Origin of the sequence: Streptomyces sp. NPDC051310 (assembly GCF_044455245.1) — a bacterium.
Lineage (GTDB): Bacteria > Actinomycetota > Actinomycetes > Streptomycetales > Streptomycetaceae > Streptomyces.
Genome location: NZ_JBITEO010000001.1, coordinates 417,056 through 437,972 on the forward strand (window position 1 = coordinate 417,056; position 20,917 = coordinate 437,972).

The window sequence follows — 20,917 nt, forward strand, 5'->3', positions numbered from 1 at the left end:
GCGCCGGACGCGTTCGCCCGTCGTTCCTCCACGGTAAACGGAACGGGCAGGTGGAGGGTTCCATCGGAACCCCCACCCTGCCCGTAAGGGACATCCCCCAGGGGGCGCCGGGGCGACGCCGCCGGGGCGGGCTACGCCGGGACGATGTTCACCAGCTTCGGTGCCCGTGCGATCACCTTGCGGATCCCCGCACCGCCCAGGGCCGCGACCACGGCCGGGTCGGCCAGGGCCAGCGCCTCCAGCTCGGCGTCGGAGATCGAGGGCGCGACCTCCAGGCGTGCCTTGACCTTGCCCTTGATCTGGACGACGCAGGTCACGGTCTCGTCGACGACGTACGCCGGGTCGGCGACCGGGAAGTCCTGGTGCACCACGGAGTCGGTGTGGCCGAGCCGGTGCCACAGCTCCTCGGCGATGTGCGGCGCCAGCGGGGCGACCAGCAGCACCAGCCGCTCGGCGACGGACCGCGACACCGGGCCGGCCGACTTGGTCAGGTGGTTGTTCAGCTCGGTGACCTTGGCGATCGCCGTGTTGAACCGCATCGCGGCCATGTCCTGGGACACGCCGTCGATGGCCTTGTGCAGGGCGCGCAGCGTGTCCTCGTCGGGCTCGGCGTCCACGACGGTGACCTCACCGGTCGCCTCGTCCACGATGTTGCGCCACAGCCGCTGCAGCAGCCGGTACTGCCCCACCACCGCGCGCGTGTCCCACGGGCGCGAGACGTCCAGCGGGCCCATGGCCATCTCGTACAGGCGCAGCGTGTCGGCACCGTACTCGGCGCAGATCTCGTCCGGAGTGACAGCGTTCTTCAGGGACTTGCCCATCTTGCCCAGGACGCGGCTGACCTTCTCGTCCTGGTACCAGAAAGCGCCGTCCCGCTCCTCGACCTCGGCGGCCGGCACGGCGATGCCGCGCGCGTCGCGGTAGACGAAGGCCTGGATCATGCCCTGGTTGTACAGCTTGTGGAAGGGCTCCGCGGAGGAGACGTGGCCCAGGTCGTACAGCACCTTGGACCAGAAGCGGGCGTACAGCAGGTGCAGGACGGCGTGCTCGGCGCCGCCCACGTACAGGTCGACGCCGCCGTGCGGCTGCCCCTCGCGCGGGCCCATCCAGTACTGCTCGGTCTCGGGGTCGACCAGCCGCTCGCTGTTGCGGGGGTCCAGGTAGCGCAGCTCGTACCAGCAGGAACCGGCCCAGTTGGGCATGGTGTTGGTCTCGCGTCGGTACTTCTTCGGCCCGTCGCCCAGGTCCAGGGTGACGTTGACCCAGTCCTCGTTGCGCGACAGCGGCGTCTCGGGCTGCGTGTCGGCGTCCTCCGGGTCGAAGGTGCGCGGCGAGTAATCCTCGACCTCGGGCAGCTCCAGCGGCAGCATCGACTCGGGCAGCGCGTGCGCGACGCCGTCCTCGTCGTAGACGATCGGGAAGGGCTCGCCCCAGTAGCGCTGGCGGCTGAACAGCCAGTCGCGCAGCCGGAAGTTGACGGTGCCCTCGCCGATGCCGCGGGCCTGCAGCCACTCGGTGATCCTGGCCTTCGCCTCGACGACGCCCAGGCCGTCCAGCGAGATGTCGTCGTTGGACGAGTTGACGAGCGCGGCCTCGTACGAGTCGAAGGCGTCGTCCCAGGCCGACGGGTCGGTGCCGCGCCCGTCGGAAGGCTGGACGACACAGCGCATCGGCAGGTCGAAGGCGCGCGCGAAGGCGAAGTCACGGCTGTCGTGCGCCGGGACGGCCATGATCGCGCCGGTGCCGTAGCCCATCAGGACGTAGTCGGCGATGAAAACGGGGATCCGCTCGCCGCTGACCGGGTTGGTGGCGTACGCGCCGGTGAAGACGCCGGTCTTCTCCTTGGCCTCGGCCTGCCGCTCGACGTCGGACTTGGCGGCGGCCTGCTTGCGGTAGGCGTCGACAGCCAGGGCCGGGGTGGCGTGCCCGCCGGTCCACAGCGCTTGGGTGCCCTCGGGCCACGCCTCCGGGACGATCTTGCCGACCAGGTCGTGCTCGGGCGCCAGCACCATGTAGGTGGCGCCGAACAGGGTGTCCTGGCGGGTGGTGAAGACGGTGATGGCTTCCTCGCCGACCGCGAAGTCCACGCGGGCGCCTTCGGAGCGGCCGATCCAGTTGCGCTGCTGCAGCTTGATGGCCTCGGGCCAGTCCAGCGCGTCCAGGTCGTCCAGCAGCCGGTCGGCGTAGGCGGTGATGCGCATGTTCCACTGGCGCAGCTTGGCCTTGAAGACGGGGTAGTTGCCGCGCTCGGAGCGCCCGTCGGCCGTGACCTCCTCATTGGCCAGTACGGTGCCCAGCCCGGGGCACCAGTTGACCGGCGCGTCCGAGGCGTACGCCAGCCGGTACCCGCCCAGGACGTCGGCGCGCTCGGTGGCGCTCAGTTCGCTCCACGCGCGCGTGGTGCCGGGCACCGGGCGCTCGCCGCTCTCGAACTGGGCCACCAGGTCGGCGATCGGGCGGGCCTTCCTGGCGTCCTGGTCGTACCAGGAGTTGAAGATCTGCAGGAAGATCCACTGGGTCCACTTGTAGTAGTCCGGGTCGATCGTGGCGAACGACCGGCGCTTGTCGTGGCCCAGGCCCAGCCGGCGCAGCTGGACCTTCATGTTCTCGATGTTCGCCTCGGTCGACACGCGCGGGTGCGTGCCGGTCTGCACGGCGTACTGCTCGGCCGGCAGGCCGAACGCGTCGAAGCCCAGCGTGTGCAGCACGTTGTGCCCGGTCATGCGCTGGTGGCGGGCGAAGACGTCGGTGGCGATGTAGCCCAGGGGGTGGCCGACATGCAGGCCCGCACCCGACGGATACGGGAACATGTCCATGATGAACTTCTTGGGGCGGGCGACGACGGCCGGATCACCGGCCAGGTCCCCCTTCGGGTTGGGCGCCTCGTAGGTGCCCTCCGCGTCCCAGAAGTCCTGCCAGCGTGCCTCGATGTCGGCGGCCATGGCCGCCGTGTAACGATGCGGGGCTGCTGCCTCGGCAGCAGAAATCGTCTCGCTCATGATCCTTAAGGCTCCATCGATCGTCTCTGCCACGAAATGAAAAATCCCCTCGCACAGGAGGGGACGCCGCGCCGAATCCGACCGGATCTTTCATCCGTCGGAACTGATCAGCGCGGCTCGCTAAGCAGAAGGCGTACGGCACGCATGGCGCCAGGGTACCGCAGGGCCCGGACGAGCCGCATCGAGGTTCCGCCGACCGGGCAGTGGCGACGCCCGGTCCACTCCGGCCCCGCGGGCCCCGCCCCGGCCACCGGAGCCTCCGCGGTTACCCCGCGTATCGCCCTTATCCAGGGCAACCCCAGAGTCAGTTGCCGAGGTTCCGAGCCATAAAGGCTCAAATCTCGTACTGGTTGGTATGCGTCGACTTAGCATGCGGCCACGGGACCTCTTTTCCGCACCACTGGAGTCGCCCCCCATGAACCCTCATCGCAAGAACCGCTCATCGCCCGCTCCGAAGGGCGGCATGAGCCGGCCGGTGCAGGGCGGGTTGTCCGTGGCAGCTGTGGTGCTCATACCCCTGCTCGCGGTCGGCGGCAGCGACAGTTTCCGCGCCGCCCTGGACTTCACCACGGGCGTCCTGTCCCTGGTGTCCCTGACCGCCTCCGTCGCCTGGGGTCTGATCGCCACCGACCGGCTGCTCCTGTCCGTCCGCCACCGGCTGCTCGCCCAGGCCATCCACCGGACCACGGCGGTGGCCTCCCTGGGCTTCCTGCTCCTGCACGCCACCGTCAAGGTCTCCCTCGACCACACGGAACTCATCGGGGCCCTCGTCCCCTTCGGACTCGGCGTCACCGGCTCGTCGGGGCTCATCGGCTTCGGATCCCTCGCGGGCCTGCTGATGGTGATCGCCGCGTCCACGGGCGCGGCGCGCAGCGCCCTCGCCGGGCGCGGCAGCATCGCGGCCCGCTGGCGGCCGCTGCACATGCTGGCCTACCCGGCCTGGTGCGCGGCGCTCGTCCACGGCCTGTACGCGGGCCGCCCGGCGGCCACCTGGGTCGTGGTCATGTACAGCCTCGCGCTCACCGGTGTCGCCGCCGCCGTCTCCGTACGGATGCTCCCGCGCCCGGTCCAGGACCGCCTGGCGGGACGGCTGCTGGCGCTGCTGGGGCCCGGCACCACGCAGGCGGAGCGCGACCGGTCCCGGCGCGACCTGTCGGTGTCACCGCTGCCCGGGGCCACGGACGTCCCGGCGCCTCCGCCGTACGAGCAGCGGATCGAGAGGGAACCGGTCGAGCCCGTCATGCGGCCCGTCCCCACCGACTCGCTCCTCGCCGGCCCCTCCTCCGCTCAGCGCTCGTTCGGTGCCCCCGATCCCACGGAACCCCTCTTCGGCCGCCCCGATCAGACGGAGCCCCTCTTCGGCCGCCCCGATCCCATGGCACCGCTCTTCGGCGACCCCGCCCCATCCGGGCGGGGTTTCGGCGGTGGTGATCCGGAACGGTCACTGGGCCTGACGGCCTCCGCCGAGCCCTCCTTCGGTGGCCCGGTCTCCGGCGAGTCCCCGTTCGGGGGCCCGGCCTCCCCGGATCCGCTCCTCGGCGGTCCGTCCTCCCCCGATCCGCTCTTCGGCAGTCCGGGACCGTCCGAACCGCTCTTCGGCAGCTCAGGACCGTCCGAACCGCTCTTCGGCAGCCCGGGCACCCCCGACCCGCTGTTCGGGGGTACGGGCCCCGGGGAGCAGCCGTTCGGGCGGCCGCGCGAGCAGCCCCCGAGCCGCCTCGACACCCCTCCTCCGTACGACCCGCCCGCCGCGCCCCGCTCCGCGGCGGGCGCCGGGCTGTCCGCCGGGTACCGCGCGGTGTCCCGCGGCAACGCGAGCGTCCCCACCCAGGACATACCGCTCGCCGAGCGCATCCCCATGACCGAGGAGCTGCCCGTCGTCACCGACGACGGACCCGCGACCCGGCCGGGATACTGGCCCACCCCCTCCCCTCCGCCGCCCGCCCAGTCCCCCACGCCTCCCTCGTACACCAGCCAGACCGATCCCACAGCCGGCCCCTTCCAGTACCCGCCGGCCGGTGAACCGTGGACCGCACCAGCAGGAGACCGCCCGTGAACGCCCCGCTCCCCGACGTCCCCGAAGTCCGCGTCGTCGGCCTGCCCCACCTGACCCAGGGCTTCGACCTGGTCGAGCGGCTGGACCTCCAGATGCACCTCAAGGTGCACGGTCCGCTCGAACCGATACCCGGTGAGCGGCTGGCCCAGCTGGCCGAGGAGATCTCCCTGCGCGGCCGGGGCGGCGCGGGCTTCCCCTTCGGCAAGAAGCTGCGCGCGGTGGCGAAGGCGGCGATCCGGCGCGGGGTGCGGCCGGTGGTGGTGGTCAACGGCAGCGAGGGCGAACCGGCCTGCCGCAAGGACACGGTCCTGCTCAACCGCGCCCCGCACCTCATCCTGGACGGGGCTCTGCTGGCCGCGGAGGCGCTCGGCGCCCGCACCCTGATCGTCGCCGTCACCCGCAACTCCACGGAAATCTCCATCCGCGCCGCGCTCGCCGAGCGGGGCCTGTCCGACCGGCGCGGACAGCAACTGCGCGCGCGGGTGGTGCGCACTCCGGAGCGGATGGTCTCCGGCGAGGCGTCGTCCGTGATCCGGGCGGCGGGCGGCGGGCCCGCCATCCCGCCGGGCCGGCGCGAACGGGCCGCCGAGTCCGGTGTGGGCGGTGCGCCGACGCTGCTGTCGAACGCGGAGACGTTCGCGCAGCTGGCCGTCGCCGGCCGGATCGGCGCCCGCCGGTACGGCCAGCAGGGCCTGGACGGCGAGCCGGGCACCGTGATGCTGACGATCTCCGGGCAGGTCGCGCGCCCCATGGTGGTGGAGGTGCCCACGGGCGTGCCCATGCGGTACGTACTGCAGCTGGCCGGTGCGCCGCCGGTCCCCCAGGGCGTGCTGACCGGCGGGTACCACGGCAACTGGATCGACGCGATGGCCGTCGACAACTGTGTGATCTCGCGGCAGTCCATGGCGGCCGTCGGCGGCGCGCTGGGCGCGGGCGCGATCCTGCCGATCGGCCCGGACACGTGTCCCCTCGGCGAGGCCCAGCGGGTGGCGAACTGGCTGGCGGCCGAGACGGCCGGCCAGTGCGGCCCCTGCCGCCTGGGCCTGCCGGCCGCGGCGGGCGGCCTGTCGGACGTGCTGAACGGGGGCGGCCCCGCCGCGCTGGAGGCGCTGCGCGAGGTGACCCAGGCGGTGAAGGGCCGGGGCGTGTGCAAGCACCCGGACGGCTCGGCGCGCTTCTTCAGCTCGACGCTCTCCGCGTTCACCGACGATCTCGCCGCGCACGTCCTGCACGGCGGCTGCGGCCGTCCGACGGTCGGGGTGCTGCCGCTGCCCGAGCCGGGCTACCAGGAGGTCGTGGAGTCCATCCCGAGCGGCGAGAAGCTGGCCGTGGACTGGACCCTGTGCAAGGGCCACGGGCTGTGCGCGGACATCGTGCCGGAGCTGATCCGGATGGGCCGCGACGGCTACCCGGTGCTGGCGGACGCGTCGGTGCCGGTGCACCTGAGCACCCGGGCGCAGCTGGCGGTACGCCGCTGTCCCGAGCTGGCGCTGCGGCTGGAGCGCTCCGAGGAGGAGCGCTCCGGGCGCCAGAGCCGTCCCGCGCTGCCGAGCGCCGCCCGCAAGGCTCTGGGCAGCGGCCGGGGTTGACGGAACGAAGAAGCGGGCCATCCGATCCGGATGGCCCGCTTCCTGGGTCCTGTGGAGCTAAGGAGAATTGAACTCCTGACCTCCTGCATGCCATGCAGGCGCTCTACCAACTGAGCTATAGCCCCTTGCGGTGTGCCGTCCGCTGTGGTTTCCCTTGCGGTTTCCCTCGCGGCGACACAGAGAACATTACACGGTCCCCCGGGTGGTTCACCAAATCGTTTACGGTCGGTAGGGCTCTGGCCGGTAGCGTCGCCCTTCGTGACCGTGACCCTGAACGTGCGGGCCCGCCTGCGGAGCCTGCCCCTCCCCGCCGCCGCGGCGGCCTGTCTGCTGTCGTTCGTGGCCTTCTGGATGGCGCAGCGCGCCGCCAACGTCACGATGCTCGACCTCTCCGTCTACCGGGCGGAGGGCGAGACCGTGCTGGCGGGCGGCGACCTGTATGCGATGCGTGCCACATCGGCGAACCTGCCGACGACGTACCCGCCCTTCGCCGCGCTGCTGTTCACCCCGCTGACACTGCTCGGCGTCCCCGAGATGCGCACCCTCGCCACCGCGGGGAACCTGCTCCTGCTGCTGGCCCTGGTGCACCTGTCGCTGCGCCTGGTCGGCCGGGACCGGCCCGAAACGGCGCTGTGGGCGGCCGCGGTCCTCGTGTGGTGCGAGCCGGTGTGGACGACGCTGCGGTACGGGCAGATCAACCTGCTCATCGCGGTGGCGGTGCTGTGGGACCTGACCCGGCGGGGAAACAACCGGTGGGCCGGCGTGGGCACGGGTCTGGCGACGGCCGTGAAGCTGACGCCCGGGCTCTTCGTGGTCCTGATGCTGATCGTCGGGCTGGCACGCGCGCGTGAGCACGGCTGGGCGTGGAACGCGTGGCTGCGGCAGGCCGCGACGGCCACCGGGGTGTTCGCCGCCGTGACGGTGGCGTCCGCCGTGATCCTCCCGTACGACTCACGCCGCTTCTGGACTGAAATGATCTTCGAGACGAGCCGGGTGGGCCGTACGGAGGAGACGGCGAACCAGTCGCTGAGCGGGGTCCTGGCCCGGCTGATGCACACCACGGACCCCGGGCACTGGTGGCTGGTCACCGCGCTGCTGGTGGGCGTCGCCGGGATCACCGTGGCGGTACGGGCGGCGCTGCGCGGGGACCGGCCGGTGGCGGTGGTGGCCTGTGCGACGACGGCCCTGCTGGTGAGTCCGATCTCCTGGTCGCACCACTGGGTGTGGTGCGTGCCGGTGCTCATCCTGCTGGCCACCCGGGTGCCTGCGGGGTGGACGGTCGCCGTGGGGCTGGTGTTCGCGTCGTTCGCGCTGTGGTGGGTGCCGCACGCCCCCGCCCCCGTACGGCTCGAACTGCACCAGAACGGCTGGCAGATGCTGCTCTCGGGGCTCTACACCCTGGTCGGGCTGGGCCTGTTGGCGGCTTTCGCGCTGCGGCTGCGCGGAGAGGTGCGGCTGCCGCGTCAGGCGGTGGCGAAGGAGTAGAACCGCTTGAGCGTGCAGTGCTCGTCGAGCAGACGCCCGTAGATCGGCTCCCCTTCGAGTTCCCGGTAGGTCTCGATGGGGTCGCCTTTTATGATCAGCGCCCGCGCGCACTCCTCGCACCAGTACTGGTACTCGGGGTTGACCGGGTCCATGTCGCGGACGATCGGCGTACCGCTGCCGCACCAGTCGCACTTCCGCCTGTGTGCACCCATATCTCAGCTCCAGCTGTGGCCGCAGGACGTGCACACATAGGACACTCCGCCGTTGTCGCCGAGCATCTGTGCCACATGGGAGGAGCCGCACGAGGGGCAACTGAGACCGGTGTTCGCCCGGGACGCCGCGGCGAGCCGGGCGGCCGGTTCCTCGAAACTGCTGGCGGCCATCGCGCACTCCCTCCCGTCCGGACCGTCGTCCCCCTCCGGCGGTCCGATTCTGCCATGGCCTCGCATGAGGGTCAGCGGGTCGGCGAACCAACCCCGCCGCACGCTCGGACGGCCCCGGAGGAGTGTGCCGAAGGTCACGGCGCCGCGGCACGGCCGTGGCGGGGACGGCGAGGCGGCGTAAACGCAGGATCCCGCCCCCTTGCGGGGACGGGATCCGGTGCTTGTGGAGCTAAGGAGAATTGAACTCCTGACCTCCTGCATGCCATGCAGGCGCTCTACCAACTGAGCTATAGCCCCTCGTGTTCTTCGCGCTCCGCGCTGCGAACAAGAAGAACTTTAGCCTGCGACCTGCCGGAAAGTGAAATCCGGGGTCAGTCGTCGTCTCCGAGGACTGGTTCGGGGAGCGTTCCGGCGTTGTGTTCCAGCAGCCGCCAGCCGCGGGCACCCTCGCCCAGGACGGACCAGCAGCAGTTGGAGAGCCCGCCCAGGCTCTCCCAGTGGCGCGCCTCCAGCCCCAGCAGGCGGCCGATGGTCGTACGGATGGTGCCGCCGTGGCTGACGACGACGAGGGTGCCCTCCTCGGGCAGCTTGTCCGCGTGCTCCAGCACCACCGGGGCGGCCCGGTCGGCGACCTCGGTCTCGAGTTCGCCGCCGCCGCGCCGCACCGGCTCGCCGCGCTTCCAGGCGGCGTACTGCTCGCCGTATCGCGCGACGATCTCCTCGTGGGTCAGCCCCTGCCAGGCGCCCGCGTACGTCTCGCGGAGCGCTGCGTAGTGGTTGACCTGATGGCCGGTGATCGCGGCGAGCTCGCCGGCCGTGGCCGCCGCCCGCTTCAGGTCCGAGGCGATGATCGCGTCGGGCTTCAGCGCGGCGAGCAGCCGGGCGGAGCGGCGCGCCTGGGCGACGCCGGTCTCGGTGAGCGCGATGTCCGTGGAGCCCTGGAAGCGGCGCTCCAGGTTCCACGACGTCTGGCCGTGCCGCCAGAGGACGATGCGGCGGCCCCTGCCGCCCTTGGTGCCGTTCAGCTCAGCTCACCGTCCGCGGCCTCGGCGCCCGCGAGCCGTGCGTGCTCCTCCGCCTTGCCGCGGGTCTTCACCGCGTCCTCGGGGAGCGTCAGCTCAGGGCAGTCCTTCCACAGCCGCTCCAGGGCGTAGAAGACACGCTCCTCGCTGTGCTGGACGTGGACCACGATGTCGACGTAGTCGAGGAGGACCCAGCGGGCCTCGCGGTCGCCCTCGCGGCGCACCGGCTTGGCGCCCAGCTCCTTGTTGAGCCGCTCCTCGATCTCGTCGACGATCGACTTGACCTGGCGGTCGCTGGGTGCCGAGGCCAGCAGGAAGGCGTCGGTGATCGACAGGACGTCGCTGACGTCGTAGGCGATGATGTCGTGCGCAAGCTTGTCGGCGGCCGCCTGCGCGGCGGTCGTCACGAGCTCGATGGAACGGTCAGTAGCGGTCACAAGCAGGCTTTCGTCGGCGGTCCGGAACACCTCCAGGGTCTCACGTACCGCCGACAGCCCCGCAAACCATTACCCGGCCTCGTAGTCCCGGCCCAGGACGACCATGACGTCCGCGTTCGCCGGGGGCGTGCCCTTGACGACCGCGCCGGCGGGCAGGCCCAGGGTCTTCGCGACCTCCTCGGCCTTCGCCTTGTGCGCGGCGTCGCCGTAGAGGACCTGGGTGGAGGACTCCGTCCCGGCTGCCTTGCCGCCGTCGATGACCGCGTAGCCGCCGTTGACCAGGACGATCCGGGCCGCCTCGGTGGCCTCGGCGTCACCCGAGGCGTTCCTGACGCCCACGCGGACGGCCGAGCCCTGCTCGGGCGCGGTGACCGAACCGCCGAGGACGTCCTTGACGACGCTGCGCGCGGCCTCCTCGCTGAGCGTGCCGTCCTGCTGCACGGGCAGCAGTGCCGTCTTGTAGTCGCCGCCCTTGGCGTGCTCCGCGAGCTTGGCGAGGGAGGCGCCCAGGTCCTTCTCCGGCAGGGAGGGGTCGAGGATCTGCGCCAGGGTCTCCACGGTGACGGTGGCGGCCCGGGGGTCGTCCGACATCTTGCGCAGCACGCCGTACATGACCTGGCCGAACCGCTGGAGCTGCTGGGCCTCGGCCTCGCCGGGGGCGCGGTGGGTGGCGTACGCGACGGCCATGCGCCCGTTCAGCGTCTGGTTCTCGCCCCGGGGCACCAGGGGCGCTTCGCCCTTCTTGGCGGCGGGCACCTCGGTGTCGGTGGTCAGGTCGATGCCGCCGACGAGTTCGACGAGGTTCTCCAGGTAGGGGGTGTCGAGCCGCCAGGTGCCGGTGATCTCCGTGCCGAGCAGGGCGCCGATGGCCTCGCGGGTGCCGGCGGAACCGTCGTCGTCGACGGACTTCGCCAGCGTGGTGGTGGTGCCGTCGTCGTTGGCGACGGTGAGGGAGTTGGGGAGCAGGACGGTGGTGCCCTGCTTGGTGGTGGCGTTGTTGACCAGAAGGGCGGTGGAGGTGTCGTCGTTCCTGGTGTTGTGCAGGTGGACGACGATCACGTCGCGCTTCTGCGGGCCGCTCGCCGTGCCGCCCTGCGCGGCGGTGGAGTCGTCACCGAGGCCGGGGAGCTTGCCCGCGGACCAGAGGTAGCCGACGCCGCCGATGAGGGCGACGGCGAGGACGACGACGAGGGCGACGATCCGGTTGCGGCCGCGGCGGCGGGCCTCCTCGCGGCGCTCGGAGCGGCTCTCGGTGAACTTCAGCCAGTCGATGACGTCTTCGGACTCCTCGTCCGGGTCCTCGACGAAGGCGAACTGCTCGGTGCGGTACTCGGGGTCCTGCGGCGCCTCGCGGCCCTGTGCCGGGTCGCGGTCCGGTGCCGGACGGCGCGGCCCGGGCACGGAGGCGGCCGGGGCCGGGTCGCCGTGCTCCTGTGCCGGTGCCGTCCGCGGGCGCGTGCGGTCCTGGTTCTGGCCCTGGCCCGGGTCCTGGGGCGCGGGCCGCGGGTCCTGCTGCGACGGCGGCTGGTGCTGCTGCGGGATCCACTGCTGCGCGTGCTCGGGCTGCTGGGCGTGGCCGGGGTGCTGCACGTACTCCGACTGCTGGCCGTGGCCGGGGTGCTGGGCGGTGCCGTACCCGCCGTAGCCGTCACCCGTATAGCCCTCGTACCCGTAGCCACCCTGGTCCTGCTGCGGGTAGCCGTACGACTGCGTCTGCTGGGGCTGGGCGTACTGCTCGTAGCCGTACTCCTGCTGCTGTTGCTGCTGCTCGTACTGCTGTTGCTGCTGCTCGTAGGTGTCGTACTGCTGCTGGGCCTGCTGGTACACCGGCTGGCCGTACTCGTCGTAGCCGACGATCTGCGGCTGCGGCGGATAGTACGGGTCGTACGGGTTGTGCTGGTCGTTCACCGGTGCCCCTCTCCGTGGCTCATTCGCCGCGGTACAACTGGCGCTTGTCGATGTAGCGCACCACGCCGTCCGGCACCAGGTACCAGACGGGGTCGCCGGCGGCGACCCGCGCCCGGCAGTCCGACGACGAGATGGCCAGCGCGGGCACCTCGACGAGGGTGACCCCGCCCTTGGGCAGCCCGTCGTCCGACAGGTCGTGACCCGGACGGGTCACCCCGATGAAGTGGGCGAGCGAGAAGAGCTCCTCGGCGTTGCGCCACCCCGGCATGATCTGGGAGAGCGCGTCCGCCCCGGTGATGAAGAAGAGGTCCGTGTCCTCGTTGAGGGCACGCAGGTCCCGCAGGGTGTCGATGGTGTACGTCGGCCCCGGCCGGTCGATGTCGATGCGGCTGACCGAGAACTGCGGGTTGGAAGCCGTGGCGATGACCGTCATCAGATAGCGGTCCTCCGCCGGGGAGACCGTCTTGTGGGTCTTCTGCCACGGCTGCCCGGTGGGTACGAACACCACCTCGTCCAGGTGGAACAGCGCGGCCACCTCACTGGCGGCCACCAGGTGTCCGTGATGGATCGGGTCGAACGTCCCGCCCATCACGCCGAGTCGGCGTCTGCCGGGACTGGTAGGCACTTCCTGGTCTCCCATGCGTGCAGAGCCTACTGGCACGGCGGGGCGCCCGGTCCCGGCGGTCACCGGCTCAGCGGTCGCGGTTGAACCGCGTGGTGATCCACAGCAGCAGGAGCAGCACGACGAAGGCGCCGCCACCGGTCAGGTACGGGCTGAGGCTTTCGTGGTTGCCGCCGTGCTCGGTGCCCTCGGCGAGCGTGACGAGGCTGGCGGCGGCGCTGTGGATGCTCATCTTCGGAAGGACCTATCCATGGGGAGTCGGAGCGGAGACTTCGCGCACATCGTATGCGGGCGGTGCGGGCACGCTCACGCCGACTCAGGCGTTGTCATCTTCCGGACCGTCTTCCGCGTCTGTGTCCACGAAGGCCGGAGTCATCCACAGGCTCCCGTCCCGCGGTGTCCCACGGCCTAGTCTGGGGTCCGCCAGGGGGACGAGGCGCGTCTCGTACGAACAGGGGGCATCATCCATGACCGACAGCACCGGCGGCACCGGCAGCGGTGGCGACAACCAGCCCAGCAGGCAGCGCAGGCGCTTTCCCGGCATCTCCTCGCGTGCCTACGAACACCCCGCGGACCGCTCGGCGCTGGTGGCGCTGCGCAAGCTCAGCGGGTTCGACACCGTCTTCAAGGCGCTGAGCGGGCTGCTGCCCGAGCGCAGCCTGCGGCTGCTCTTCCTGTCCGACTCGGTGCGGGTGAGCGACGCCCAGTTCGCGCACCTGCACACCATGCTGCGCGACGCCTGCTACATCCTGGACCTGGAGAAGGTCCCGCCGATGTACGTCACGCAGGACCCGAAGCCCAACGCGATGTGCATCGGACTGGACGAGCCGATCATCGTGGTGACCACCGGGCTGGTGGAGCTGCTGGACGAGGAGGAGATGCGGGCGGTCATCGGCCACGAGGTGGGCCACGCCCTGTCGGGGCACTCCGTCTACCGCACGGTGCTGCTGTTCCTCACGGGTCTCGCGGTGAAGGTCGCCTGGATCCCCCTGGGGAACGTGGCGGTCATGGCGATCGTGACGGCGCTGCGGGAGTGGTTCCGCAAGTCGGAGCTGTCGGCGGACCGGGCGGGGCTGCTGGTCGGGCAGGACCTGCGGGCGTCGATGCGGGGTCTGATGAAGATCGCCGGCGGCAACCACCTCCACGAGATGAACGTCGACGCGTTCCTGGAGCAGGCCGAGGAGTACGAGGCGGGCGGGGACCTGCGCGACTCCGTGCTGAAGATCCTGAACGTGCTGCCGCGCTCGCACCCCTTCACCACGGTGCGGGCGGCCGAGCTGAAGAAGTGGGCCGAGAGCCGCGACCACCAGCGGATCATGGACGGGCACTACCCGCGGCGCGACGAGGACAAGGACACCTCGGTCACGGACTCCTTCCGCGAGTCCGCTTCCCACTACGCCGAGTCGGTCCGCACCAGCAAGGACCCGCTGATGAAGCTGGTCGGGGACATAGCCGGCGGCGCGGGCGACCTGGGCGGCAAGCTCCGCGACCGCTTCACGGGCGGTACGGGGAGCCCCAACGGTTCGGGGGGCTCCGCGGGGCCGAAGGACGCGTAGCGCGGCGCGGGCCGGTCACGCGGAGCCGCGCGGGCCGGCCGGGTCACCGAGCGAGGCCGGTCACCGCGCCGGGGCCGAGGGCTGGGCCCGCGGGGAGAGAGTGCCGCAGAAGGAGGCGGGGACCTGTCCCGTGGCGTACGGGTCGGTGCCCCGGGGGGACTGCTGGGTGGCCCGCTGTCCCGCCAGCAGCGGTCGCATGGCCCCCGCGGGCTCGGCCGAGCAGGACTGCGGCCCGGCCATGACGTGGCTGCTGACCAGCTCGGCCCGGTGCATCCGCAGGTCGTCGCGGTCGAAGCGGAAGACCATCTGGCGGCGGACCGTGAACAGCGAGGACTCCGCGCGGCCGGCGCGGCGGTCCGCGCTGTCGGCGCCCGCGGGGCGCACCGCGTAGACGAAGGTGTGGTCCGCCGTCACCTGCAGGACGTCGGGCACCGCCTCCTCGACGCGCAGTGTGCCGCGCACGCGGGCGGCGGTGCCGGCCAGCGCCACCTCGCGCGGGTCGAAGCGCACGAGCCAGCCGGTGGCCGCGTGCCGTCCGTCGTCGGCGGGTGACCTGACGCTCCGGTCGAACTGCTCCTGCTGTGCGGGATCGAGCAGCAACCGCACCGGCCGGACGGACCGCCCGGTGAGGACGTCGGGGTCGAGGGCCGACTTCACCAGGTACTCCTGCACCGTGCCCAGCGCGGCCACCACCTGGTTCTCGGAGAAGTGCGCGGTGCTCCGGGCGGGCGGCATGGTGATGCCGGCGGCGCCGGAGCGGAACTGGGCGGCCGGGCTGCGGGCGAGCAGACGGGCGGGCTCGCCGCCCGGTACGACGCCCTGCGGGGCGAGCGGCACGATCGCGGTCCGCAGCGGTTCGGCCCGGTGGCCGGGCGGGGGGTGGTACGGGCGGGCGCCCGCGTAGATCGCGGCGGCCAGGGCGAAGACGATCACCAGCACCAGGGCCAGCGAGCCGTGCCGGGGGCGGGCCCGGGGCTGCCAGGCGGGGCGGCGGCGGACGGCCCGGGCGTGCTCCCCCATGCGCTCCTGCGCGGAAAGCTCCTGGAGGCGGGCAGCGCGGACGAACGACTCGTCGAAGACGACGGATCGGTACTCGTCCTCCCCACCGCCGGGCAGCCCCTCGGGGGTCCCTTCAGGCGGGTCGCCACTCCCTGCCATACCTTCAGGGTAGGTCGGCGGGACATCCCGTAAACGCGCTCCGGCAGGCCGGCCGCACCGGCCCGGCGCCGCCGGTCAGGAGGCGCGCGGCACGGCCGCGGCGGGTGGAGCGGTGTACTCGGCGGAGGCCGAGGGAAGGGACGCGGACGGCTTGTCGATGCCGGTCGTCGCGGGCGCCGGGACCTGGTCGTCGCGGCTGCCGGAGGCGCCGCGGTAGACGGCCGTGAAGGCGAGGGCGATCATGCCGACGCCGAGCACCAGCGCCAGGATCCAGGCCACCGGGCGGTGCCAGCGGGCGCTGGGCCGGTACGGTCGCAGGGCCCCGCCGTGCGGGCCGTACGGGTGTGCGTGCCCGCACCCGCATCCGTAGCCGTGGTCGTGGCCGCGGGGGTCGTCCCCTTCGGCGCACGCGTCGCAGTCGTCGTCGTACCCGGGCTCGTGGGCGTGTGCGCCGGATCCGTATCCGTCGTCGTACGCCCGGCCCCGCGCCGCGTCGGCGTCGGCGCGCGCCTGGGCGGCGGCCAGCAACCGCTCCACGGCGGTCGGTTCATGGATGGCGGCGGCCCGTACGAAGTCCTCGTCGAACACCACGGAGGCGAAGTCCTCGTCCGCGCCCCCGCGGTCGTCGTCGGGCTCCCAGCCGTCCGGGAACGGCTTGCCCCCCACGTCGTCCGGCACGCCTTCAGGGTAGACCGGGGCGGGGGGTTTGGGCAGGGAGAGCGCGAACTCTCCCTGCCGTACGGGATGCCTACCGGACGTGTCCGTCGCCCGTGACGATGTACTTCGTCGAGGTGAGCTCCGGCAGCCCCATCGGGCCGCGGGCGTGGAGCTTCTGCGTCGAGATGCCGATCTCGGCGCCGAAGCCGAACTGGCCGCCGTCGGTGAAGCGCGTGGAGGCGTTCACGGCGACCGTGGTGGAGTCCACCAGCTGGGTGAAGCGGCGGGCCGCGGCCTGCGAGGTGGTGACGATCGCCTCGGTGTGGTGGGACGACCACAGCCGGATGTGCGCGACGGCGGCGTCCAGCGAGTCGACGACGGCCGCGGCGATGTCGTACGAGAGGTACTCCGCCTCCCAGTCCTCGGGCGTGGCCGGCACGACGGTGGCCTTGGAGGCGTCGGCGTGGGCCTGGACGCGCTCGTCGCCGTGGACGGTGACGCCCGCCTCGGCGAGGGCGTCGAGGGCGCGCGGCAGGAAGGCGCCGGCGATGTCGCGGTGGACGAGGAGCGTCTCGGCGGCGTTGCAGACGCTGGGCCGCTGGGCCTTGGAGTTGATCAGGATGTCCACGGCCATGTCGAGGTCGGCCTCGGCGTCGACGTAGACGTGGCAGTTGCCGGTGCCGGTCTCGATGACCGGGACGGTGGACTCCTCCACGACCGTGCGGATCAGGGAGGCGCCACCGCGCGGGATCAGGACGTCCACGAGGCCGCGGGCGCGCATCAGCTCCCGTACGGAGTCGCGGGACTCGCCGGGGACGAGCTGGATCGCGTCGGCGGGCAGGCCGGCGCCGCCGACCGCGTCGCGCAGGACGCGCACGAGGGCGGTGTTGGAGGAGTACGCGGAGGAGGAGCCGCGCAGCAGCACGGCGTTCCCGGACTTCAGGCACAGCGCGGCGGCGTCCACCGTCACGTTGGGACGGGCCTCGTAGATGATGCCGACGACGCCGAGGGGGACGCGGACCTGGCGCAGGTCGATGCCGTTGGGCAGGGTCGAGCCGCGCACCACCTCGCCGACCGGGTCGGGCAGCGCGGCGACGTCGCGGACGTCGGCGGCGATGGCGCGGACGCGCTCGGGGGTCAGCGTGAGCCGGTCGATGATCGACTCGCTGGTGCCGGCTTCGCGGGCGCGCGCCACGTCCTCGGCGTTGGCCTCGACGATCTCGCTGGTGCGGACCTCCAGCGCGTCCGCGATGGCGAGCAGCGCGTCGTCCTTCGCCGCGCGCGGCAGCGGCGCGATGTCGGCGGCGGCGGCGCGGGCCCGGTAGGCGGCGCGCGTGACCGGCGACATGTCGTCGAACGGCGTGATGGACGGGGAGGAGGCGGAGTGCGAGGTCATGCCCGCAGGGTAATGCGCTCCGGGCGGGCATCCAGCACATATCCCGCAGTGCGAGACGGCCTGCTCAAAACGGCGGACCCGTCGCCCCGCACCGGCCGAGGCACCTGTACCAGTACTAGTACGGGTGGACGCCCACGGGTGCGGCGGGCGGGGGGCCGTAGCCCTCCGCGATCCGCTGGTGGTAGGTCTCGCGGTCGATGACCTCCAGCCCGACGATCTCCCAGGGCGGCAGCTGGGCGCTCTGCCGGTGCTCGCCCCACAGGCGCAGCGCCACCGCGGCCGCGTCGTGCAGGTCGCGGGCCTCTTCCCAGTACCGGATCTCGGCGTGATCGTTCGCGTACCTGCTGGTCAGCAGGAACGGGTGGTCGTGGGCGAGCTGCTCCAGGGCCCTTCTGACCTCCGTCAGCGGGGCCTCCCGGCCCGAGACGCTGAGGGTGATGTGCCACAGCTTCGACACCTGCCGCTCGGTGGTGCTCCGCTCCTGCTCGCGTCCCGGCTGACGGCCCTCGCCCGCTTCCCGGCGCTCGGCGTCGTCGAAGTCGGCCCCGGCCCCGACACTCGTCAGGGCGCGTTCGGTCGTCCCGCGGGGCGCTGCCCCTGGGCGCGCTCGTCTCACCGGCGGCCTCCTGTTGATGCGTTGTCGTGCTGTCACCCCGCCTTACCCCCGAGACAAAGTTGACCAGTCCTGAGCGGAACATGGGGCTGTTTTGGTGAAGGTCTCCGGCGGATGGCGGGACTTTCAGCCGTTCTAGGCCTGGAGGACGACCAGATCGTCCCTGTGTACGACTTCCCTCTCGTATGCCGGACCGAGCTCCTTCGCCAGCTCCCGGGTGGAGCGTCCCAGGAGCTGGGGGATCTCCTTGGCGTCGAAGTTGACCAGGCCGCGGGCGACGGGCCGCCCCGAGGCGGCGTCACGCAGCTCGACCGGGTCGCCGGCCGAGAAGTCGCCCTCGACGGCCGCGATACCGGCCGGCAGCAGCGATTTCCTGCCGTCCACCACGGCACGTACGGCGCCTTCGTCGAGGATCAGCGCACCCTGCGGGGTGGAGGCGTGGGCGAGCCAGAGCAGCCGGTCGGCCGAGCGGCGCCCGGTGCGGTGGAAGTACGTGCCGGTGTCGCGTCCCGCGAGGCCGTCGGCGGCGCGGCTGGCGGAGGTCAGGACGACCGGGATGCCGGCGGCCGCGGCGATACGGGCCGCCTCCACCTTGGTGACCATGCCGCCGGTGCCGACCCCGGCCTTGCCGGCGGAACCGATCTCGATGCCCTCCAGGTCCTTCGGCCCGCGCACCTCCTCGATCCGTGAGGTGCCGGGCTTGCCGGGGTCTCCGTCGTAGAGGCCGTCCACGTCCGACAGCAGCACCAGCAGGTCGGCCCGGACGAGATGGGCGACGAGCGCGGCGAGCCGGTCGTTGTCGCCGAACCGGATCTCGTCCGTGGCGACCGTGTCGTTCTCGTTGACGACCGGAACGGCGCCCATGGCCAGCAGCTGGTCCAGGGTCCGGTAGGCGTTGCGGTAGTGGGAGCGGCGGCTGGTGTCGTCGGTGGTGAGGAGCACCTGGCCGACGCGTACGCCGTAGCGGGCGAAGGAGGCGGTGTAGCGGGCGACGAGGAGGCCCTGGCCGACGCTGGCGGCGGCCTGCTGGCGGGCGAGGTCCTTGGGGCGGCGGGCGAGGCCGAGCGGTGCGAGACCGGCGGCGATGGCGCCGGAGGAGACGAGGACGACTTCCTTCTCGCCGCCGCTGCGGACCTTGGCGAGTACGTCGACGAGCGCGTCGACGCGGTCGGCGTCGAGGCCGCCGGAGGCGGTGGTCAGGGAGGAGGAACCGACCTTGACGACGATCCTGCGGGCTTCCGTCACGTACTGCCTTGCCACTGCTGTCACGTGGGAAATCTATGCCAGAGGCGGGGCGCGGCGCTCGCGCATTCCAGCCGATGGACAGCGCGGTGGACACCTCCGGGGGCCGCGCGCCGGGCGGTGCCGCGGGGGGCGTGCGGGGGCCTTGGCAGCGCGGCGGGCGTGCGGGGGGCCGGGGCGGCGCGCCGGGCGGCGCCGGGGCGGGCGCCTCGGTCCGGGCAGGGGTGCTCGGCAGCAGGCCGCGTCCAGGGCCCGCGCCCGGGGCCGGGGGCCGGGCGGGGACCTCCGCCGCGCGGCCGGAAGCGGAGGTCCGCGGCCCCGCTGGTGCTCCGCGGGGAAGCCGGCGGGCCCGGTGTGCACAGGCCGACACGGATGATCGGTTCCATCAGAAGCCGGATTGAAAGCGGCCGATTTTGATCGGTCTCCTCCGGCCTCCGGGGCGCCTCGGGCCACCCCACCACGCGCGGGCCGGGCCGCGCCCCCCGCCTCACGCCGGCTCGTGCGCCTCCTTGGCGGCGCGCACGGCCTGCGGCGGGCGGGGGTCCCGCGGGCCGCGCAGCCCCAGCCACCGCAGGAGGCGTCCCGCCGCGCGCCGGGGGATCCGTGCCGCGCGGCGCACCCGGTCGCGCGGCCCGGCCGCCCCGCGCAGCTCGTACGCGCTGTCGGGGATGCCCGCCGCGGGGTCCCGGAAGTGCGGGTACGCCAGGTACACCCGGCCCCGGCGGCGGACCCGCTCGGGAGGGGTGCCCGCCTGCAGGTGCGCCACCACCTCCCGCAGCACCTCCGGCCTGTTCCGCGCCACACAGGTGAGCCGCAGCCGGTCCTCGGTCTTCAGCCGCCGTGCGACGCCCGGCGTCCAGTACGCGGCCATCAGCGGCGCCGCCAGCTCCATCTTGCGGCGCAGCACCTCGTCGGACTGCTTGAGCACCGCGGGCCCGAACTGCGGCAGCAGCGTGACGATGAACGGCCGCAGCATCAGCAGATCGCGCTTCCCGCCCGCCGGTACGTGCCGGGCGATCAGCTCCATCAGCGCCCTCGCCGAGTCGAAGCGCAGCGTGTAACTGCCGGTCTTCGTCACGTGCTTGCCGTCCTCGCGGCCCACCAGGTAGTAGCAGACGTGGTCCGCCACGACCGAGACGCCGTTGCCGCGCAGGTACGCCTCCATCGTGAACAGCGCGTCCTCGCCGGTGCGCAGGGACTCGTCGAACCGCATGCCGTGGCGCACGAGCAGCTCCCGCCGGAAGAGCTTCTGCGCGCTCAGCGTGTACTTGACGTTGGAGGTGTAGATGTCGGCGCGCTCGACGGTCCGGCCCCACATCGACTTGGCGGCGTTGCGGTTGACGCCCACGGTCTTGCCCAGCACCACGTCGGTGCCGGCCCTGTCGGCCATCGCGACCAGGCGTTCCAGGGCTTCCTCGCCCAGGTGGTCGTCGGCGTCGAGGAAGAAGACGTACCGGCCGCGGGCCAGCTCCAGGCCGGTGTTGCGCGGGCCGCTGGGGCCGCCGGAGTTGGCCTGCCGCAGGACCCGCATGGGCACGGCGGTGCGGGCGGCGAACTCCTCCAGGTACTCCCCCGTGCCGTCCGTCGAGCCGTCGTCGACGGCGATGATCTCCATGCGCTCGGGACCGATGGTCTGGGCCTCCGCAGAGTCCAGGCACTTCACCAGGTACGGCATGGCTTCGTAGGCCCCGATGATCACGCTGACATCGGGAGTGTTCTCAGGCATCGGCACCCACTGCGCGGTAAGCGGTAAACGGACGACAGTCGTCCGTCATGCTGCCCCCGGCGTCCGCC

General features: G+C 72.4%; 18 protein-coding genes and 2 tRNA genes. 4 read left to right on the plus strand and 16 right to left on the minus strand.

Annotation, left to right across the window (positions count from 1 at the left end; translation table 11 throughout):
- Positions 1-131 precede the first annotated feature (131 nt).
- Positions 132-2,999, minus strand: a complete 2,868-nt coding sequence (gene leuS / locus ACIA79_RS01905; protein ID WP_399426058.1) for a leucine--tRNA ligase — start codon at positions 2,997-2,999, stop codon at positions 132-134.
- 493 nt (positions 3,000-3,492) lie between these two features.
- Between leuS and ACIA79_RS01910 the strand changes: the two genes are divergently transcribed.
- Positions 3,493-5,055 carry a hypothetical protein gene (locus ACIA79_RS01910; protein ID WP_399426060.1) on the plus strand — a complete coding sequence of 521 codons (1,563 nt, stop codon included), beginning with the start codon at positions 3,493-3,495 and terminating at the stop codon, positions 5,053-5,055.
- On the plus strand, positions 5,052-6,644 hold the full coding sequence (locus ACIA79_RS01915) for an NADH-ubiquinone oxidoreductase-F iron-sulfur binding region domain-containing protein (protein WP_399426061.1): 1,593 nt from the start codon (positions 5,052-5,054) through the stop codon (positions 6,642-6,644). The genes ACIA79_RS01910 and ACIA79_RS01915 overlap by 4 nt, the downstream gene beginning before the upstream one ends.
- Before the next feature lie 52 nt (positions 6,645-6,696).
- Here ACIA79_RS01915 and ACIA79_RS01920 read toward each other — a convergent pair.
- A tRNA-Ala gene (locus ACIA79_RS01920) sits at positions 6,697-6,769 on the minus strand.
- Between the two features lie 133 nt (positions 6,770-6,902).
- Between ACIA79_RS01920 and ACIA79_RS01925 the strand changes: the two genes are divergently transcribed.
- Complete coding sequence (locus ACIA79_RS01925) at positions 6,903-8,129, plus strand: glycosyltransferase 87 family protein (RefSeq protein WP_399426063.1); 1,227 nt, start codon at positions 6,903-6,905, stop codon at positions 8,127-8,129.
- Here ACIA79_RS01925 and ACIA79_RS01930 read toward each other — a convergent pair.
- From ACIA79_RS01930 to ACIA79_RS01965, 8 genes are all read right to left on the minus strand, one after another.
- Positions 8,108-8,341, minus strand: a complete 234-nt coding sequence (locus tag ACIA79_RS01930; protein WP_026277450.1) for a hypothetical protein — start codon at positions 8,339-8,341, stop codon at positions 8,108-8,110. The genes ACIA79_RS01925 and ACIA79_RS01930 overlap by 22 nt on opposite strands.
- A 3-nt stretch (positions 8,342-8,344) precedes the next feature.
- A complete protein-coding gene (locus ACIA79_RS01935) occupies positions 8,345-8,512 on the minus strand; it encodes a hypothetical protein (protein ID WP_399426064.1) in 168 nt (55 codons plus the stop codon).
- Between the two features lie 224 nt (positions 8,513-8,736).
- Positions 8,737-8,809: transfer RNA gene (locus ACIA79_RS01940), tRNA-Ala, on the minus strand.
- A 74-nt stretch (positions 8,810-8,883) separates the two neighbouring features.
- Complete coding sequence (locus ACIA79_RS01945) at positions 8,884-9,537, minus strand: histidine phosphatase family protein (RefSeq protein WP_399426271.1); 654 nt, start codon at positions 9,535-9,537, stop codon at positions 8,884-8,886.
- Positions 9,534-9,971, minus strand: a complete 438-nt coding sequence (gene rsfS, locus ACIA79_RS01950; RefSeq protein ID WP_399426065.1) for a ribosome silencing factor — start codon at positions 9,969-9,971, stop codon at positions 9,534-9,536. Before rsfS ends, ACIA79_RS01945 begins: the two co-directional genes overlap by 4 nt.
- A 69-nt stretch (positions 9,972-10,040) precedes the next feature.
- On the minus strand, positions 10,041-11,879 hold the full coding sequence (locus tag ACIA79_RS01955; RefSeq protein WP_399426067.1) for a LytR C-terminal domain-containing protein: 1,839 nt from the start codon (positions 11,877-11,879) through the stop codon (positions 10,041-10,043).
- A 19-nt stretch (positions 11,880-11,898) separates the two neighbouring features.
- The gene (gene nadD, locus ACIA79_RS01960) at positions 11,899-12,519 is read right to left on the minus strand and encodes a nicotinate-nucleotide adenylyltransferase (RefSeq protein ID WP_399426069.1); all 621 of its coding nucleotides are present in this window, start codon (positions 12,517-12,519) and stop codon (positions 11,899-11,901) included.
- 52 nt (positions 12,520-12,571) lie between these two features.
- Positions 12,572-12,733, minus strand: coding sequence for a hypothetical protein (locus ACIA79_RS01965; protein WP_399426071.1), 162 nt, complete (start codon positions 12,731-12,733; stop codon positions 12,572-12,574).
- Between the two features lie 235 nt (positions 12,734-12,968).
- Here ACIA79_RS01965 and ACIA79_RS01970 point away from each other — a divergent pair, with 235 nt between their 5' ends.
- Entirely contained in the window at positions 12,969-14,057 is a 1,089-nt protein-coding gene (locus ACIA79_RS01970; protein ID WP_399426073.1) for a M48 family metallopeptidase, read from the plus strand.
- 60 nt (positions 14,058-14,117) lie between these two features.
- On the opposite strand, the gene ACIA79_RS01975 is transcribed toward ACIA79_RS01970, so the two are convergent.
- The 6 genes from ACIA79_RS01975 to ACIA79_RS02000 all read right to left on the minus strand — a co-directional run bounded on the left by ACIA79_RS01975 (position 14,118) and on the right by ACIA79_RS02000 (position 20,849).
- Positions 14,118-15,215: a hypothetical protein gene (locus ACIA79_RS01975; RefSeq protein ID WP_399426075.1), complete on the minus strand. Its 1,098-nt coding sequence runs from the start codon at positions 15,213-15,215 to the stop codon at positions 14,118-14,120.
- Positions 15,216-15,290: 75 nt separating this feature from the next.
- On the minus strand, positions 15,291-15,893 hold the full coding sequence (locus ACIA79_RS01980; protein WP_399426077.1) for a hypothetical protein: 603 nt from the start codon (positions 15,891-15,893) through the stop codon (positions 15,291-15,293).
- Between the two features lie 70 nt (positions 15,894-15,963).
- Positions 15,964-17,268 carry a glutamate-5-semialdehyde dehydrogenase gene (locus ACIA79_RS01985; protein ID WP_399426079.1) on the minus strand — a complete coding sequence of 435 codons (1,305 nt, stop codon included), beginning with the start codon at positions 17,266-17,268 and terminating at the stop codon, positions 15,964-15,966.
- Positions 17,269-17,383: 115 nt separating this feature from the next.
- Complete coding sequence (locus tag ACIA79_RS01990) at positions 17,384-17,884, minus strand: hypothetical protein (protein ID WP_399426080.1); 501 nt, start codon at positions 17,882-17,884, stop codon at positions 17,384-17,386.
- A gap of 132 nt (positions 17,885-18,016) precedes the next feature.
- Positions 18,017-19,126, minus strand: coding sequence for a glutamate 5-kinase (gene proB, locus ACIA79_RS01995; RefSeq protein WP_399426273.1), 1,110 nt, complete (start codon positions 19,124-19,126; stop codon positions 18,017-18,019).
- Between the two features lie 484 nt (positions 19,127-19,610).
- Positions 19,611-20,849 (minus strand): glycosyltransferase family 2 protein, encoded by a 1,239-nt coding sequence (locus tag ACIA79_RS02000; protein WP_399426082.1) that lies wholly within the window; start codon positions 20,847-20,849, stop codon positions 19,611-19,613.
- Between the last annotated feature and the right edge of the window lie 68 nt (positions 20,850-20,917).

Excerpts from the sequence above, each read along its gene's own strand:
- leuS (WP_399426058.1), bottom strand. The coding sequence starts at position 2,999 with ATGAGCGAGACGATTTCTGCTGCCGAGGCAGCAGCCCCGCATCGTTAC.
- ACIA79_RS01930 (WP_026277450.1), bottom strand. The coding sequence starts at position 8,341 with ATGGGTGCACACAGGCGGAAGTGCGACTGGTGCGGCAGCGGTACGCCG.
- ACIA79_RS01935 (WP_399426064.1), bottom strand. The coding sequence starts at position 8,512 with ATGGCCGCCAGCAGTTTCGAGGAACCGGCCGCCCGGCTCGCCGCGGCG.
- nadD (WP_399426069.1), bottom strand. The coding sequence starts at position 12,519 with ATGGGAGACCAGGAAGTGCCTACCAGTCCCGGCAGACGCCGACTCGGC.
- ACIA79_RS01965 (WP_399426071.1), bottom strand. The coding sequence starts at position 12,733 with ATGAGCATCCACAGCGCCGCCGCCAGCCTCGTCACGCTCGCCGAGGGC.
- ACIA79_RS01970 (WP_399426073.1), top strand. The coding sequence starts at position 12,969 with ATGACCGACAGCACCGGCGGCACCGGCAGCGGTGGCGACAACCAGCCC.
- ACIA79_RS01975 (WP_399426075.1), bottom strand. The coding sequence starts at position 15,215 with ATGGCAGGGAGTGGCGACCCGCCTGAAGGGACCCCCGAGGGGCTGCCC.
- ACIA79_RS01985 (WP_399426079.1), bottom strand. The coding sequence starts at position 17,268 with ATGACCTCGCACTCCGCCTCCTCCCCGTCCATCACGCCGTTCGACGAC.
- ACIA79_RS02000 (WP_399426082.1), bottom strand. The coding sequence starts at position 20,849 with ATGCCTGAGAACACTCCCGATGTCAGCGTGATCATCGGGGCCTACGAA.